The sequence below is a fragment of the Candidatus Krumholzibacteriia bacterium genome, assembly GCA_029865265.1.
Taxonomy (GTDB): domain Bacteria; phylum Krumholzibacteriota; class Krumholzibacteriia; order WVZY01; family JAKEHA01; genus JAKEHA01.
This window is the reverse complement of record JAOUHG010000003.1, coordinates 79,789-95,516: the sequence shown is the minus strand read 5'-3', so window position 1 is coordinate 95,516 and position 15,728 is coordinate 79,789. Positions and strand designations below refer to the sequence as shown.

The 15,728-nt window shown below is 66.3% G+C and carries 12 protein-coding genes and 1 tRNA gene; 10 read left to right on the top strand and 3 right to left on the bottom strand.

The annotated features are described in order from the left end of the window. Nucleotides 1-50 precede the first annotated feature (50 nt). The 3 genes from clpP to lon all read left to right on the top strand — a co-directional run bounded on the left by clpP (nucleotide 51) and on the right by lon (nucleotide 4,443). Nucleotides 51-671 (top strand): ATP-dependent Clp endopeptidase proteolytic subunit ClpP, encoded by a 621-nt coding sequence (gene clpP, locus OEX18_02715; protein ID MDH4336170.1) that lies wholly within the window; start codon nucleotides 51-53, stop codon nucleotides 669-671. Next, the gene (gene clpX / locus OEX18_02710) at nucleotides 668-1,921 is read left to right on the top strand and encodes an ATP-dependent Clp protease ATP-binding subunit ClpX (protein MDH4336169.1); all 1,254 of its coding nucleotides are present in this window, start codon (nucleotides 668-670) and stop codon (nucleotides 1,919-1,921) included. Before clpP ends, clpX begins: the two co-directional genes overlap by 4 nt. An 86-nt stretch (nucleotides 1,922-2,007) precedes the next feature. Next, nucleotides 2,008-4,443: an endopeptidase La gene (lon, locus tag OEX18_02705; GenBank protein ID MDH4336168.1), complete on the top strand. Its 2,436-nt coding sequence runs from the start codon at nucleotides 2,008-2,010 to the stop codon at nucleotides 4,441-4,443. A gap of 22 nt (nucleotides 4,444-4,465) precedes the next feature. On the opposite strand, the gene OEX18_02700 is transcribed toward lon, so the two are convergent. Beyond that, nucleotides 4,466-6,493, bottom strand: coding sequence for an AMP-binding protein (locus OEX18_02700; protein ID MDH4336167.1), 2,028 nt, complete (start codon nucleotides 6,491-6,493; stop codon nucleotides 4,466-4,468). 93 nt (nucleotides 6,494-6,586) lie between these two features. On the opposite strand from OEX18_02700, the gene yihA reads away from it, so the two are divergent. The 5 genes from yihA (at nucleotide 6,587) to OEX18_02675 (ending at nucleotide 10,923) form a co-directional block, all read left to right on the top strand. After that, nucleotides 6,587-7,171, top strand: a complete 585-nt coding sequence (gene yihA, locus OEX18_02695) for a ribosome biogenesis GTP-binding protein YihA/YsxC (GenBank protein MDH4336166.1) — start codon at nucleotides 6,587-6,589, stop codon at nucleotides 7,169-7,171. A 63-nt stretch (nucleotides 7,172-7,234) separates the two neighbouring features. Then, on the top strand, nucleotides 7,235-8,380 hold the full coding sequence (locus tag OEX18_02690; protein MDH4336165.1) for an alanine--glyoxylate aminotransferase family protein: 1,146 nt from the start codon (nucleotides 7,235-7,237) through the stop codon (nucleotides 8,378-8,380). After that, nucleotides 8,377-9,321, top strand: a complete 945-nt coding sequence (locus tag OEX18_02685) for a hypothetical protein (GenBank protein ID MDH4336164.1) — start codon at nucleotides 8,377-8,379, stop codon at nucleotides 9,319-9,321. Before OEX18_02690 ends, OEX18_02685 begins: the two co-directional genes overlap by 4 nt. A gap of 206 nt (nucleotides 9,322-9,527) precedes the next feature. Next, nucleotides 9,528-10,829: an adenylosuccinate synthase gene (locus tag OEX18_02680; protein ID MDH4336163.1), complete on the top strand. Its 1,302-nt coding sequence runs from the start codon at nucleotides 9,528-9,530 to the stop codon at nucleotides 10,827-10,829. A gap of 18 nt (nucleotides 10,830-10,847) precedes the next feature. Further along, nucleotides 10,848-10,923 (top strand) — tRNA-Lys (locus tag OEX18_02675). Nucleotides 10,924-10,989: 66 nt separating this feature from the next. Here OEX18_02675 and OEX18_02670 read toward each other — a convergent pair. Together OEX18_02670 and OEX18_02665 are read right to left on the bottom strand one after the other, a co-directional pair. Beyond that, nucleotides 10,990-11,112 carry a hypothetical protein gene (locus tag OEX18_02670; protein ID MDH4336162.1) on the bottom strand — a complete coding sequence of 41 codons (123 nt, stop codon included), beginning with the start codon at nucleotides 11,110-11,112 and terminating at the stop codon, nucleotides 10,990-10,992. Then, nucleotides 11,099-11,713 (bottom strand): TetR/AcrR family transcriptional regulator, encoded by a 615-nt coding sequence (locus OEX18_02665; GenBank protein MDH4336161.1) that lies wholly within the window; start codon nucleotides 11,711-11,713, stop codon nucleotides 11,099-11,101. The genes OEX18_02670 and OEX18_02665 overlap by 14 nt, the downstream gene beginning before the upstream one ends. A 193-nt stretch (nucleotides 11,714-11,906) precedes the next feature. Here OEX18_02665 and OEX18_02660 point away from each other — a divergent pair, with 193 nt between their 5' ends. Next, nucleotides 11,907-15,005 carry a PHP domain-containing protein gene (locus OEX18_02660; protein ID MDH4336160.1) on the top strand — a complete coding sequence of 1,033 codons (3,099 nt, stop codon included), beginning with the start codon at nucleotides 11,907-11,909 and terminating at the stop codon, nucleotides 15,003-15,005. Then, on the top strand, nucleotides 14,962-15,594 hold the full coding sequence (gene lexA, locus OEX18_02655; GenBank protein ID MDH4336159.1) for a transcriptional repressor LexA: 633 nt from the start codon (nucleotides 14,962-14,964) through the stop codon (nucleotides 15,592-15,594). The genes OEX18_02660 and lexA overlap by 44 nt, the downstream gene beginning before the upstream one ends. Nucleotides 15,595-15,728 lie beyond the last annotated feature (134 nt).

Sequence of the window (15,728 nt, the reverse complement as noted above, 5' to 3'; positions counted from 1 at the left end):
ATTCGGATCATCGGAGACCCGAAGCTGAGAGGTATTTGATGTCGGAACGTATGAATATTCCGGTTCCATTCGTCATCGAGCAGACGGGGCGCTACGAGCGCTCCTACGACATCTATTCGCGGCTGCTCAAGGACCGCATCGTGTTCCTGGGCACACCCATTGACGATACGGTGGCCAACCTGATCGTGGCGCAGATGCTGTTCCTCGAGGCCGAGGACGCCACGCGGGATATCTACCTGTATATCAACAGCCCCGGCGGCCACGTGTCCGCGGGCCTGGCGATTTACGACACCATGCAGTACATCAAGCCGGACGTCGCCACCATCTGCATGGGCCAGGCGGCCAGCATGGCGGCGGTGCTGCTGGCGGCGGGCGCCAAGGGCAAGCGATCGGGCCTGTCCAACGCCCGCGTCATGATCCACCAGCCCTCCGGGGGCTCGGAGGGCCAGGCGTCCAGCATCGAGATCTATACCAGGGAGATCCTGCGCCTGCGGGACCGCCTCAACGTGATCCTGGCAGACCACACCGGGCAGCCGGTAAAAAAGATCGCCAAGGACACGGATCGTGATTACTTTATGTCGGCCGAGGAGGCCAAGGAGTACGGCGTCATCGACGGCGTATTTGCATCCCGCCCCACCGTGGGCAGCCCCGGAGAGGCTAACGCAGCATGAAGAAGAAGATCGGCAACCCACACATCCTGCGTTGTTCGTTTTGCGGACGCGGACAGGACGAGGTCACCAAGTTGATCTCGGGTCCGTCGGTCTATATCTGCAACGAATGCATCAAGCTGTGCAAGGACATCCTGGACGACGAGATCTCCGGGCAGGTGCTGTTCGACTCGGACGAATTCCCCAAGCCGCGCGAGATCAAGGAATTCCTCGACCTGTACGTGGTTGGGCAGGAAGACGCCAAGGTGATGCTCTCGGTGGCGGTGTACAACCACTACAAGCGCATCATGCACGAGCGCACCACCAACGAGGTCGAGATCGAGAAGAGCAACATTCTCCTGCTGGGGCCCACCGGCACCGGCAAGACCCTGCTGGCGCAGACGCTGGCGCGCTTCCTGCGCGTGCCGTTTGCCATCGTGGATGCCACCGCGTTCACCGAGGCCGGCTACGTGGGCGAGGACGTCGAGAACATCCTCCTCAAGCTCTATCAGAACGCCGGCTCGTCGGTGGCGGCGGCGGAGAAGGGTATCGTCTACATAGACGAGATCGACAAGATCGCACGCAAGTCGGACAGCCCGTCCATCACGCGAGACGTGTCCGGCGAGGGCGTGCAGCAGGCGCTGCTCAAGATGCTGGAGGGTGCCATTGCCAACGTGCCTCCGCAGGGCGGGCGCAAAATTCCGCAGCAGAACTACATTGAGATCAACACCAAGAACATCCTGTTCATCTGCGGCGGCGCCTTCGAGGGCCTGGACAAGGTCATCGAGCAGCGCACCGGCCGCAAGGTGCTGGGTTTCGGGCGCGAGCAGTCGTCGGGCACCCGCGAGGAGCGCGCCAAGATGCTGCGCCACGTCGCGCCCGAGGACATGATCAAGTTCGGCCTCATTCCGGAACTGGTGGGCCGCCTGCCCATCGTGGGCGTGCTGGACGCGCTGGACGACGCCGCGCTGGTCGAAATCCTGACGCGGCCCAAGAACGCGCTCACCAAGCAGTACAAGAAGCTCTTCCAGATGGAGGACGTGGAGCTGGTGTTCGACGATTCCGCCATCCGCGCCATCGCCCGCATCGCCTGCCTGCGCGAGACCGGGGCCCGTGGCCTGCGCGCCGTCATGGAGGAGACCATGCTCCACCTCATGTACGATATCCCGTCCCGGACCGACGTGCGCAAGGTGGTCATCAGCGAGGACACCATTCTGAAGCACATGGAGCCCGAAATCGTCATTCAGCGCGACCGCCGCGTCAAGGAAGCGTAAAGAGTTGCGCGCCTGCGGCAGCCCGGTACGATTCCGCTTCGACATTTTCATCGTCCGTCTTATCCTGACCCCTGGAGGGGTTCAACATGTCCGTTTCTGATCGTCAGGACGAGGTCGTCAGCATTCCCGACAGCATGCCGGTGTTGCCGCTGCGGGACGTCGTCATCTACCCGGGCATGATCACGCCGCTGCTGGTGGGTCGTCCCCGGTCGCTCGCCGCGCTCGACGAGGCCATGAAGGGCGAACGCCTGCTGCTGGTGGTCACCCAGCGCCAGATGAACGTCGACGATCCCGAGCCGGGCGACCTGTACTCGCTGGGCACCGTGGTCAAGATTCTCCAGCTGATGCGGCTGGTGGAAGGAACCATGCGCATCCTGGTGGAAGGCGTCTCGCGGGGCGAAATCGCGCGCTTCCACCGCAGCCGCAAGTACCTGCGCGCCCAGGTGCGCGCGGTAAGCGGTGCTTCGCTCGCCTCCAACCAGATGGAGGCCATGGTTCGCAGCGTGTCGTCGCAGTTCACCGAGTACGTGCAGCTCAACAAGCGCATCCCCGACGAAGTGCTGCGTTCGGTACTGCCCATCGAGGACCCCGACCGTCTGGCCGATTCGATCGCCTCGCACATCATCGCCAAGATCGAATCCAAGCAGCCGCTGCTGGAGGCCGTCGACCTGCCCGAGCGCTACCGCATGCTGGGCACCATCCTGGCCGAAGAACTGGAGATCCTGCGCCTCGAGAAGAAGATAGAGGGCGAGGTGCGCAGCCAGGTCCAGAAGAATCAGAAGGAGTTCTACCTCAACGAGCAGTTGAAGGCGATCCGCAAGGAGTTGGGCCACGCCGGCGACGAGTCCAGCGAGGTGGACGAGTTGCGCGAGAAGGTGGAAGCGGCCGGCATGCCGGAACGCGCCCGCGAAGTGGCGATGAAGGAAGTCGACCGGCTCGGGCGCATGCCCGCGCTGTCGCCGGAGGCCACGGTGGTGCGCAACTATCTCGACACCATGCTGGCGCTGCCCTGGAACATTCGCTCGGACGGCAAGCTGGACCTGGCCGCCGTGCGCCGCCAGCTCGACGAGGATCACTACGGCCTGCGCAAGGTCAAGGAACGCATCATCGAGTTCCTGGCCGTGATGAAGCTCTCCAGCACCCTCAAGGGGCCCATCCTGTGCTTCGTAGGCCCGCCGGGCGTGGGCAAGACCTCGCTGGGCCAGTCCATCGCCGACGCGACCGAGCGCAAGTTCGTACGCTTCTCATTGGGCGGGGTGCGCGACGAGGCGGAGATCCGCGGGCACCGGCGCACGTACATCGGTTCGATGCCGGGGCGCATCATTCAGTCTCTCATCAAGGCGGGAACCAAGAATCCGGTGATCCTGCTCGACGAAATCGACAAGATGTCGAGCGATTTTCGCGGTGACCCCGCGTCGGCGCTGCTGGAGGTGCTGGACCCGGAGCAGAACCACTCGTTCAGCGATCACTACCTGGAGGTGGAGTTCGACCTGAGCGAAGTGATGTTCATCACCACCGCCAACGTGACCCACACCATTCCCGCGGCACTGCAGGACCGCATGGAGATCATCCGGCTGCCGGGTTACCTGGAAACGGAGAAGGTGCGCATCGCCCGCAAGCACCTGCTGCCCAAGATGCTCACGCGTCACGGGCTCAAGGGCAGCGACGTGATGCTGAGCGATGCAGCGATGCGGCGCGTGATCCAGGCCTACACGCGCGAGTCCGGTGTGCGCAGTCTCGAGCGCGAACTCGCCAAGATCCTGCGCAAGGTGGCCAAGAACGTGGCCAGCTCGGGCAAGACGCCCACGGTCAAGATTTCCGCCCGCAAACTCGACAGCTACCTGGGTGTACCGCCCTTCTCGGAGAAGGAGATCCTGCAGAAGAACATGGTGGGCGTGGCCACGGGGCTCGCCTGGACCAGCTTCGGCGGGGACATCCTGCACATCGAGGCGGCCTTCATGCCCGGGACGGGAAAGATCACGCTCACCGGCCAGCTGGGTGCGGTGATGCAGGAGTCGGCGCAGATCGCGGTTTCCTACGCGCGCAGCATGGCGCGCGTGCTTCCGCTCAAGAAGAACTTCTTCCACGAGATCGACGTGCATATCCACGTGCCCGAGGGCGCGATTCCCAAGGACGGGCCCAGCGCGGGGGTGTCGATTGCCACCGCCCTGGTGTCAAACTTCTTCGGGATCCCGGTTCGGCGCGACGTTGCCATGACCGGAGAACTGACCCTGAAAGGCGAGGTGCTGCCGGTGGGGGGCCTCAACGAGAAGACGGTGGCCGCGCTGCGCTCGGGCATCAAGGAAGTCATCATTCCCAAGGGCTCATCGCAGCTGATCAAGGAGCTGCCGCGTGAAGTGCGCAACGGCCTGAAGATCCACACGGCCGAGACACTGCGCGATGTGCTGCGGGTTGCGCTGGAGCGGCCGCTGCCGCGCACACGCAGCCGGGCCGTCAAGCCGCAGACCGATCGCGAGCGCCCCGGGTACTTCGAGTACATCGAGTCGAACGTCGCGCACTAGCGACGGTCGCGATCCCGCTCCGCTACGCGCGGTACTGATCGCGCAGAACCCGCCGCATGACCTTGTTGGATGCGGTGCGGGGGAGGGTGTCCACAACGCACACGTCGTGGACCCGGAAGAGGGGATTGAGTCTCGCGGCGATGGCCTTCTGGGCCGAAGACTTGACTGCGGCCGCATCCAGTTTCTCGCCCACCACGTACAGCACCAGCCGGCTGGGGCCGCCGCCGGCAGGATCCACCGCGATTGCGGCCACGTCGCTGAGCCCTTCGACGCCCAGTACCGCCCGTTCAATTTCCGCTGAACTCACCTTGATGCCGCCCAGGTTCATGGTGTCGTCCGCGCGCCCGTGGGCCCGGTAGTACCCGCCCGGCAGCATCTCCATCTGGTCACCATGGCGGCGCAGGGTCTCGCCCACCGGACCGCGCGGCGTGCCCGCATGGTAGACCTCCGCATGGTCGCGGTTGAGGAGCGTGTGCGAGAGGCCGATGGAAGGGGGCACGATGAACAGCTCGCCGTTATGGGCGGGGTTGCCGTCCTCGTCGACGATGCGCACGTCGAGACCCAGCGAGGGTGTGGAGAAGGTGGCGGGTGACGCCGCCTGGGTGAGCGCCTGCGTGAGGTAGCCGCCGCCGATCTCGGTGCCACCGCAGTACTCCACCACCGGACGGTAGCCGGCCCGCGCCATCAGCCACAGGTAATCGTCCGCGTTGGAGGCCTCGCCGGTGGAGCTGAAGGCGCGAATCGACGACCAGTCCACGCCGTCGGTGGCATCGCCCGCGCGCCACGCCTTCACGATGCTGGGCACGATCCCCAGCATGGTTACGCGTGCATCCTGGACGAAGCGGCAGAACGCCGCGGTGTTGGGCGCGTCGCCGCACAGCGCCATGGTGGCGCAGTTGACGAAGCTCGCGTAGATCAGCCACGGCCCCATCATCCAGCCCAGATTGGTGGGCCACGCCACCACGTCACCGGGGTGGATGTCGTGGTGGTAGTGGGCGTCCATGGCGCACTTGATGGGTGTCGCGTGCGACCACGGGATCGCCTTGGGGTCGCCGGTGGTGCCGGAGGAAAAGAGCACGTTGGTGGGGTCGTCGGCGGCGCCGGCGTGGGCCTCGAAGCGGTCGTCGTCGGAGAGAAACGCGTCCCACGCGCAGTCCCCCTCCCGCAGCGCCACGGTGGGCTTGCCGGCGTGCGGCACCACCACGCAGATGCGCGCGCCCGCGTCGAAGACTTTCCGGGCCATCGGCAGCGTCTTGCCCGCGCGCACCACGATGTCCTGCGTCACCGCAATCTCCGCGCCCGCGATGCGCAGCCGCGTGCGGATTTCATCCGCCGCAAAACTGTCCGCCACCGAAACAACGACGCATCCGGCCTTGACGATCCCCAGGTAGGCAACCACGGACTCCAGGGTCATGGGCATGGCGACCGCGACCGCCGTGCCGGGCTTCGCGCCCAGCGCGCGCAGACCATTGGCGAAGCGGTTGCTGAGTGCCTGCAGGTCCGCATAGCTGATCCGCGCCGGCGGCTCACCCGGACGCTGGTGGATGATGGCGGTGGTGTCGCCGGAGGCGAGAAAACAGCTGTCGGCGATGTTGAGGTGTGCCCCGGTGAGCCAGCGCGCGTTGGCCACGCCGCGCGAGACGTCGAGTATCCCGCCCGGTTCCGTCCGGAAGCGGATCGAGAGCGTGTTCAACGTGTCGCGCCAGAACTCGGTGCGGTGACGAACCGACCAGCGGTGCAGCCCGGCGTAGTCATCCAGCCCCAGGCGGCGGCAGGCGGCGGCGATGTGGGTGGCCGCGGCCTCGTCCGAGGTGGGGGTCCAGGCGGGACGGGGACCGCGCGAGCCGTCCCAGGCGGCGAAGATCGTGTCGTAGAGAAAGCGATGGGCCGCGTGGGGGAGCGACGGATCGAGCGCCTCGCGGGAAACCAGGCTCCAGCCGGCCGCCGGGTCCATGGCGCCCGCGCGCGCAAGGTATCCGGACAGGCGCTCTGCGGCCGACTCGCTGAGTCCCGCCGCGCGCAGGCTCTGGATGGGGGAGGAATTCGTCATTCAGAGGACGTTTCTGTGGCCTGGAAACGCCGCGGGTCATTATAATCGCCCTGCGGCCCGGCGACCAAGCCAAAGCGGCCGCGTTTTTTTCATATGAAGATCAAGACTGTCGAGTATACGGGGTCCTTCGGGTTCCCCGGCGGCTTTCCCGCGGACCCGCGGCCCGAAGTGGCGCTGTTCGGGCGCTCCAACGTGGGCAAGTCGTCGCTGATCAACACCCTGCTCGGGCGCGAGGGGGTGGCGCGCATTTCCAAGACCCCGGGCAAGACGCGCGCGGCCAACTTCTTCCGAATCAACGACCGCTTCTTCCTGGTGGACATGCCCGGCTATGGCTACGCCAAGATCCCCAGGTCCGAGTCGCGCCGCTTCACCCGGATGTTCGAGTTGTACCTCGCCGAGCCGCGCAAGAACGCGCTGGTGCAGCTGATCGATGCCCGCCACGAGCCCACCGACCTCGATGTCGAGTCCGTGCGGCGCCTGGACGCGACCGGGCGGCCCATGTGCCTCGTGTTCACCAAGGCGGACAAGGTGAGCAAGTCGTCCATGAGCGGGCGCATCTCGGCGGCCATCCGCGAACTGGACGTGCGGCCGGACACGGGCGTGGTTGCGTTCTCGAGTGTCACCGGTAACGGGCGCAAGGAGTTGTGGGCCTGGATCGAGGCCTCCTTTGCGCTGTGACCGGCGCCTTGCCAGCGTCCGCGGGCCGCGTATAATCGGGAGCATCGCAAGGAGATCAGACGCATGAAGACCCCACGGTTGTTTACGCCCGGTCCCACGGCCATTCCAGCCGAAGTTCTGGAGACCGCGGCGCGGCCCCTCATCCACCACCGCACCGAGGCGTTCCGCCAGGCCCATCGGGATGCCATGTCGGGTCTGCAGTACATCCTGCGCACGACCAACCCGGTCGCCATCCTTACCGCGTCGGGCTCGGGCGCGATGGAAGCGGCGGTGGTAAACATGACGCGTCCCGGTGACACGGTCATCACCACCGAGCTTGGAAAGTTCAGCGAGCGCTGGCGCGAAATCGCCGAGGCGTACGGCATGAAGGTGGTGACGCTGAAGGCCGAGTACGGACAGGTGGTGCAACCCGCCGCGGTCGAGCGCGCATTCATGAGCAACCCCGGCGCGGCGGTCCTGTTTGCCACCCACTCGGAGACCGCCACCGGGGTTCTGCAGGACGTCGAGGCGTTCGCGAAGATCGCGCGCGCGCACGGCGCATTGATCGGCGTCGACGCCATCACCAGCGCCGGCGCACACGACGTGCGTACCGACGACTGGGGGCTCGACGCGGTGGTGGGTGGATCTCAGAAGGGTGTCATGATCCCGCCCGGACTCGGCTACGTGGCGGTCTCCGAGCGCGCACGGGCACGCATGCGCGAGGGGCGGCACCCGGTCTACTACTTCGATCTCCTCAAGGCCCTTGCCTCCGCGGAGAAGGGGGACACCCCCTACACTCCGGCCATCACGCTGGTGCTGGCACTGCGCACGGCACTGGAAATGATGCGCGCGGAGGGAATCGAGAACATCATCGCCCGCCACGACGCCAACGCGCGCGCCACGCGCGCGGCGGTGACCGCGATGGGGCTGGAGCTTCTCGCCGCGGTTCCTTCCAACGCGACCACCGCGGTGCGCACGCCGGGTGATTCGGCGGGTGCGATCCAGAAACACCTGGAGAAGCACTACGGGGTGAAGATAGCGGGCGGGCAGGGCGCGCTGAAGGGGAAGATTGTGCGCATCGGTCACCTGGGTCACTACGATGCCACCGACATGTACGCGGTGGTTTCGGCGCTAGAGGCGACGCTCAACGACCTGGGTCTGCTGAACACCTTCGGAAGGGGTGTCGCGGCGCTGCGCGAGTCGTACGCGGGTGGTGCGGGCAAGCGATGAGCCGCGTTCTCCTCACCGACGGGATTTCCGCCGAGGCGGTCAGGAAGCTGGAGTCGTTCGAGGGCGTCGAGACGGTCTCCATGGGAACACCGGCGCCGGATGAACTGCGCGCGATGATCCCCGACTTCGAGGCCGTCATCGTGCGCAGCCCCACCAGAGTCACCGCGGCGGTGATCGAGGCCGGGAAGCGTCTCAAGTTCATCGGCCGCGCGGGGGTTGGTGTGGACAACATCGACGTCGCCGCGGCCACGCGTCGTGGCATCGTGGTGATCAACTCGCCCCGCAGCAACACCGTCTCCACCGCGGAGCACACCATGGCGCTCATGCTGTCGGTGGCGCGCGAGATACCCCGCGCGCACACGTCGCTGACGGCGGGAAAGTGGGAACGCAATTCGTTTCTCGGGGTCGAGCTGGCCGGCAAGACGCTGGGTGTGGTGGGTCTGGGACGTGTGGGGCGGGAGGTGGCGCTGCGCGCGCGCGCCTTTCAGATGCGGGTGCTCGCGTGCGACCCCTTCGTGGTGGCCGACCAGGCGCTTGAGATCGGTGTCGAACTCATGAAACTGCCGGAGGTGATTCGCCGGAGCGACTGGATCACGATGCACGTCCCGTTGGGCATGGACACACAGGGGCTCATCGGCCCCCGTGAGATTGCCGCCATGAAGGACGGGGTGGTGATCGTGAACTGCTCGCGCGGGGGCGTGGTGGACGAGGCCGCGCTGCTCCAGGCCCTGGACGCGGGCAAGGTGCGCGCGGTGGCGATGGACGTCTTCGAGAAGGAGCCGCCGGGAGACAGCCCGCTCTTGCGCCATCCGCGGTCGGTGTTCACCCCGCATCTCGGGGCGGCCACGGTGGATGCGCAGCGCCGCGTGGCCACGGACGTGGCCGAATCCATCGGACTGGCGCTCACCGGAGGCGAGATTCGCGACGCGGTGAACCGCTGAGCCCGCTGGGCCCCGGGGCGAGGCACGGGCGTTGACCCGTCGGGCGCCCGTCCCTATAATGACCCGGCCCGTGGTGACACGGGCGCCTTCTGCATCATCGACGGTGCGCGCCCGCGCGCTGCGAAACAATGCGAAGAGAATTCCGTCACCACCCGCGTTGCGGGTGGCCTTGACGCGCGCGCCGGGAGTGGCGCAGGGAAGGAATCATGCCGGTTACTCTGGTTGTGGGTGGACAGTGGGGCGACGAGGGCAAGGCCAAGATCATCGATTACCTCGCACGCGAGGTGGACTTCGTGGTGCGCTTCCAGGGTGGGGCCAACGCGGGCCACACCGTGGTGGTGGGTGAGAAGCGTTTCGCCTTTCACCAGGTGCCGTCGGGTATCCTGTATCCGCAGACGGCCTGCGTACTCGGGGGTGGTATGGTGATCGACCCTTCCGCGCTGGTACGCGAGATCGATGGGCTCGCCGAACAGGGTGTGGATTTTGCCGGGCGCATCCACATCAGCGACCAGGCGCACCTGGTGCTTCCGTACCACATCGCGCTGGATTGTGACTCCGAGGACCGCCGCGTCGATGGCGGCATCGGGACCACCCGCAAGGGGATCTCGCCGGCCTACGCGGACAAGGCGCGGCGCGACGGCGTGCGCATGGCGGACCTGCGCCGCAGCCCTGCGCAGCTGCGCGAGCTGGTGACGGCACGCGTGCGCGAGAACAACCGCCTGCTGAAGCTTCGCGGCGCAAAGACGCTCTCGCCGGCACGCGTGGTCGACGACCTTCTGAGCGCGCGGCGCCGGTTGCTGCCCATGATCACCGACACGCGGCCCATCCTGTGGGCGGCGGAGGCGGCCGGCAAGAGCGTGCTGTGCGAGGGTGCGCAGGGCTCACTGCTGGATATCGACCACGGGACCTATCCCTTTGTGACGTCCAGTTCGTGCAGCGCGGGCGGTGCCGCCATCGGCACCGGATTGCCGCCGTCGGCCTTCGGCCGCATCGTGGGCATCTTCAAGGCATACTGCACGCGCGTGGGCAACGGGCCGTTTCCCACCGAGGACAAGGGCGCGCCGGGACGCAGGCTGCGCGAGATCGGGCGCGAGTACGGCACCACCACCGGGCGGCCCCGCCGCTGCGGGTGGTTCGACGCGGTGGCCGCGCGCACCGTGGTCCAGATCAACGGCATCACCGACATTGCGCTCACCAAGCTCGACGTGCTCGATTCGTTCGCCGAGGTCAAGGTGTGCACGTCGTACCGGGCGGGCAAGCGTTCCGTCGATGTTTTTCCGGCGGACGCACGCGACGTTGCGGCGGTGCGGCCCCACTACGAGGTGATCCGGGGCTGGGAGGCGCGTACCGAGGGCAAGCAACTCGAAGACCTGCCCCCGCGCGCCATCGCCTACATCCGGCGGCTCGAGCAGCTGGTCGGGTGCCGCATCCATCTGGTGTCGCTTGGCCCCGAGCGCTCCGCCATGGTGGAGATGCCGCTTGCGCGCGGGGCGGCCGCGGGACTGTAGGAAGAAGACCAGAATCGGGAGCCGCTAGCTCATCAGGTAGAGCACCTGCCTTTTAAGCAGGTGGTACCGGGTTCGAGTCCCGGGCGGCTCACCAAATGCAAACGGGCTACGCGAGCGATTCGCGTAGCCCGTTTTGCGTTGTGTCGCCGCGCCCCGGAGGTTACGGCGTGGCGACGAGCGGGAAGTCGTGCTGTGCGCCCGGCCCCCACTTGCTCGCGGTCATATCGCTGTAGAAGAGGTTGTTGCTGCCGAACATCAGGCTGTACGCGTCATGCCGAAGCATGGTTCTGGAGGCCGCGGGCGAAGATCGGGACGTTGTTGGTGACAACGGCGGCACTGTCGAAATCGAGGCCGGCGGCACGGTTCCAGACGCCGGCGGAGAGCGCGCAGTCCATCACCATGCCCACGAAACAGCGCGCGGTGATGAAAGGGTCCACCGTGCGCAGCTCTCCGCGAGCGGTGCGGGATTCGATTTCCGTCTTTAGAAAGTCGATGTAGGGGAGACGGACCTCGCGGAACAGGATCGGGGCGGCGGCGTCGGACTCGATGCAGGCGCCAAACTTCAGGGCCAGGAGCTCGGGATCGCTCTCGAGGAAGCCGAGGATGTGCTCTGCCACCCCCCGAAGCACGCTCTCGATGTCCGCGGCGTCGCGCAGCCCCGCGAGGTGCCCGGCGATGTCGTGCTGGCCCGCCTTCCAGGCGATGACCGCCTCGTAGATATGCTCCTTGCCGGGGAAGTGGCGGTACAGTGCCGCTTCGCTCACCCCGCAGGCCTCCGCAATCCGGCGCACGGACGTGCCCCGGTATCCACGCGAAGCGAAGAGCCGGGCGGCCTCGCGCAGGATCTGTTCGGGGCGGTTCTTCATGCGGGCTGAGGTCGGCAATCGGTCTCCTTGGTTAGCGAACGCTCACTATTCAGTGTAGTCACATGTGAAATAATTAACAAGAGGCTCCTGTCTGTTTCTCTCCGCTTGACGATGGGTTCCTGTACTGCTATGCTACAAAAGAAGTTAGCGGCTTGGTTTGCTCCGGGGAGCGACCTTTGTCTCCGGGGTGGTGGCGCGGAACGGAGGGGTGGTGGCCACCCGTAACACTCGACCATTCGTCCACTTGCGGGTGCTGTCCTCGTACAGCCTGGGGCTGGGGCTGTCGACGCCCGGGGATGTCTGCCGGCATGCCCGGCGCGTTGGATTCGATGCCGTTGCCCTCACCGATGTCAGCGGGACCTTCGGATTCGCAGAGTTCCACCGCGCGGCCCGCGAGGTCGGCGTCAAGCCCATCTACGGCGCGCTCCTGCTCATCGACTGGAGCAACCCGCCATCCGGCGACGATCCCGTCCAGACACTGATCCTGCTTGCCCTGGACCGCACCGGTCTGCGCAACGTGTGCGCGGCCGCCACCCTCTCGGCAACCCGGCGCGAGGCGCGGCAGGGCGTGTACCTGGAGGACATCGAGGGGATGGGGGACGGGGTGGTTGCGATCGCGGGGCTCGATCTCGCGCGCGCCGATATCGACATTCGCCACCTGCTCCACCCGCTGCGCGAGGTCTTTGGCGACCGCGTGTTCGTGGAATCCCGGGACGGGCTCCCGGACGGGGAGGCATCGGTGCAGGAGGCGTTCGTCGCCGATGCGCGTGGCGCCGGCGTTCCCCCCGTGCTGGTACAGGACGTCCGTTTCGTGGGTCCCGCGCGGCCGCAACTCGCCGAACTGGTGGTCACCGGCGACGACGCGTCGTTTGAGCACCAGGTCTTTGGCGATGCGCGTGTGGGCGATGCGCGCCCCGGGCACGGAATGCGCACGGCCGCGGAGATGAGCGATGCGTTCGACGGGCTGCCCGAGGCCCACGCCAACGCGGCGCTGATCGCGGCACTGGTGCAGCCGGATCTGTTCGATGCCGCGGAACGATCGGTGGAGCCGTCGGGAAGTATTCCCCTGTTCGATGGCGCGGGAGCGGAGCGCGGAGTGCTGCGCGCGCGCCTGGATGCGGCGCTGCGGGCGCGTGAAGCGGGCCCCGTCGCGCCGCCCGCCGGCCTGAGACAGGTGGTCGCAGCGGAACTCGCACGTATCGAGCGCCTCGGAACCGGGGATCGCTTTCTGCAATACGAGGAGATCGTGCGCAGGCTTCGTGCCGCGGGCGTGAACATCGGCCCGGCCACGGGTCTGACCCTGCAATCGCGCTGCGCCTGGCTGCTGGGGATCACCGTCTTTGATCCCTATGCGCTCGACGCGCACTTCGACCCGGAGTTTGAAGGCCGCGTGGAGGAAACACGTATCCTCGACCTTCAGATTGCCCCCGAGCAGCGCCCCCGGGTGCTGGCCACGCTCAACCATGTCTACGACGACGCGAGTATCGGCTACGTGCCCTCGGTGGAGCACATCACGGCCGCGCGTGCGTTGCGCATCGGTGCGCGCCGGGTCGACGTGCCGGCCGCCGAACTCGAGGAGGCGCTGCGAATCGCAACGCGTCATCCCGGAACGTCACTGCGCGAGCTGTCGGAAGACAATCGCTCGCTGGGAAGGCTCTACCGCCAGAGTCCCGTGTTTCGGGACCTGGTGGCGCACGCGGCGTCCATAGAGGGGCTGCCGTTCGGCTTCTCGCGAACCAAACGGACCATCGCGGTCGCGTCACGCTCCCTGCGCGCCATGTTCGGATACACGGTAAACCCCGAGACGGGGGATCACTTCATCCAGTCCACACGCGACTCGTTTCCGCTGGGCGGAATCCGGCGCATCGATATTGACGCACTGCACGTGCTGGCGTGGGTCGGGCGCGATGAGGACTGGGATGCGGGTGAGATGGAACCCTACGCCCTGGTGTCGTACGGAGACCTCGACGGGATCCATCTGCTCGAGGGACGTCCCGGCGCCCTGGCCCCGGGTTTCGGCATCTCCTGTTTCGCGGACCTGGTCCAGTTTGTTGCGTTGCTGAGACACCGCGGGGGTGGCCTGGGACTATCGGCGCGCATGCAGGCGTTCCGCGGTGAAGCGCCCGCGGTGCCGGCGGCCCCGCTGGTGGGCGAAATCCTGGCGCCGACCAACGGCTGGGTGCTGTTCCGGGATCAGGCCCGCGACGTGATGGCCCGCCTCACCGGTCTCAGTGCACCGGACGCATCGGCGCTGCTGGGCCGGTTCCGCGAGCACACGCCCGGCAACCTGGCCACCTTACGCCGGGAGTTCCTTGCACTCACCGTCGAGGTTTCGGTGCCCCTCGATGATGCCACCGCCTGGTTTGGACGTTTTCTGCGCCTGGCCGAGCGCGCGCAGGATCGCCAGCGCATACTGGCCGAGTGTCTGCTCATTCATCGCGCGCTGGTATTCAAGCACGCGGACCGGATACGCTTCTTCGCCAACCTGCTCGACCACACCGCCGGTGGAGAGAAGCGGCGCCGTTACCGGGAACTGTTGGAAGCGGAGGGGAAGTGGCTGGGGTGCGATGTGAATCTGAGCGGGCGCCGGCACCGGGTCGAAGTCGGGAAGATCCGACCGCCGTTGTGGGACGTGAACGGCGTCACACGCGAGGTCGCGGATACAATCATTCGTATGCGTGGGCGTGGCCGGTATACGAGCGTGGATGAATTCAGTTGTGCGGCGGCAGAAGCGGGTATTAGCTTTGAGGTTGTCGATGCTCTGGTCCGGGTGGGGGCGTTCGACTCGGTCGCGAATGGCGGGCAGGAAGGCGCGGAACAGCCACGCCAGCCGTCGGTCCCGCGTGAACCCTCCGAGCAGATGGGAATGTTGTTCGGCACCATCCAGACGTCTGGTACCCCGCATTCGTATCCCACATCCGACCGGTCACCGATAAGAAAAGATGGTAACTCGCGGGCTGGTTTCCGCGTAGTTACCTCGATGATGGAGTTCTATCCCCACCCGAGCGCCACCCCAGTTGAACTGGCCGGGCGCATCCGGAATCTCCATGACTACAAGACCAGTTCTGGTAAAACGGTAGGTTTCTTCGAACTGTTCGACTCCAGTGGATCTGTGCGCGTCTTCGTACCCTGGGAGCGCGTCGTTCATAAGGGCGAGCCAGTGAACGACGGGAGTCACGCAATCGTATTGGGCAAGGTCAGAATGCGTGACGGAAGAAAGGTGTGCGATGCCATGGAGATCGTTGTCGCTGAAGGAGGGAATGGTCATGGAGAAACTCCCCCTGACGAGCCGTCAAAAGGAGATTCTTGAGTATCTGGGATCGCACACCCGTGATTTCGGGTATCCCCCGACGGTGCGGGAGATTTGCAGGGCGACGGGCTTGAAGTCGCCGCGTTCCGTGAGCCAGCATCTGCAGGCGCTGGAACGCAAAGGATACATCCATCGCGGACGGGACAAGTCGCGGGCGATTCGTTTTCTGCATCGCCCGGATTCGCTGGGACCGGCCGCCCAGGAGGGTGTGTTGTCGTTGTCGCTGAGGGGCCGTGTTGCCGCCGGAAGCGCTCCCGCGGTTGCCGGCGAGGACACGGCGGGCACCTATCTGCTCGATCGCGCGTTGTTCGACAAGCCGGACAACTTCCTCATGCGGGTGGAAGGCGGATGCATGGCAGACGCCCACATTCTGGAGGGAGATCTGATCGTCGTGGCCCCGGACCCGGGTGTACAGAGCGGCGATGTGGTTGTTGCGCGTGTGGACGGCGAGGTATCCGTCAAGCGCTACGAGACCCGGGCGGGCGGTGATTACCTCGTCTCGCAACTGGGGCCGGTGCGCATCGACGCACACGGCCCCCAGGTGCAGATCCTGGGCAAGGTGGTCGGACTGATCCGGCCCTGCTGCTGATCGTGACACGTGCCGGGCACTGATCCCGCCCCAACCGCCACGTGGAACGCGGCGTGCCGCCCTGTCATCGCGCGCCGCATTCCACGGGCGGGCTCTCGCCTGTTACCCCCGATTGAGAATAGGTCTTGGGTGTT

Coding starts and splice junctions, on each gene's coding strand:
- lexA (MDH4336159.1), top strand. CDS start 14,962: ATGGAGAAACTCCCCCTGACGAGCCGTCAAAAGGAGATTCTTGAGTAT.
- yihA (MDH4336166.1), top strand. CDS start 6,587: ATGAAGATCAAGACTGTCGAGTATACGGGGTCCTTCGGGTTCCCCGGC.
- clpP (MDH4336170.1), top strand. CDS start 51: ATGAATATTCCGGTTCCATTCGTCATCGAGCAGACGGGGCGCTACGAG.
- OEX18_02680 (MDH4336163.1), top strand. CDS start 9,528: ATGCCGGTTACTCTGGTTGTGGGTGGACAGTGGGGCGACGAGGGCAAG.
- OEX18_02690 (MDH4336165.1), top strand. CDS start 7,235: ATGAAGACCCCACGGTTGTTTACGCCCGGTCCCACGGCCATTCCAGCC.
- OEX18_02685 (MDH4336164.1), top strand. CDS start 8,377: ATGAGCCGCGTTCTCCTCACCGACGGGATTTCCGCCGAGGCGGTCAGG.
- clpX (MDH4336169.1), top strand. CDS start 668: ATGAAGAAGAAGATCGGCAACCCACACATCCTGCGTTGTTCGTTTTGC.
- OEX18_02700 (MDH4336167.1), bottom strand. CDS start 6,493: ATGACGAATTCCTCCCCCATCCAGAGCCTGCGCGCGGCGGGACTCAGC.
- OEX18_02670 (MDH4336162.1), bottom strand. CDS start 11,112: ATGCTTCGGCATGACGCGTACAGCCTGATGTTCGGCAGCAACAACCTC.
- lon (MDH4336168.1), top strand. CDS start 2,008: ATGTCCGTTTCTGATCGTCAGGACGAGGTCGTCAGCATTCCCGACAGC.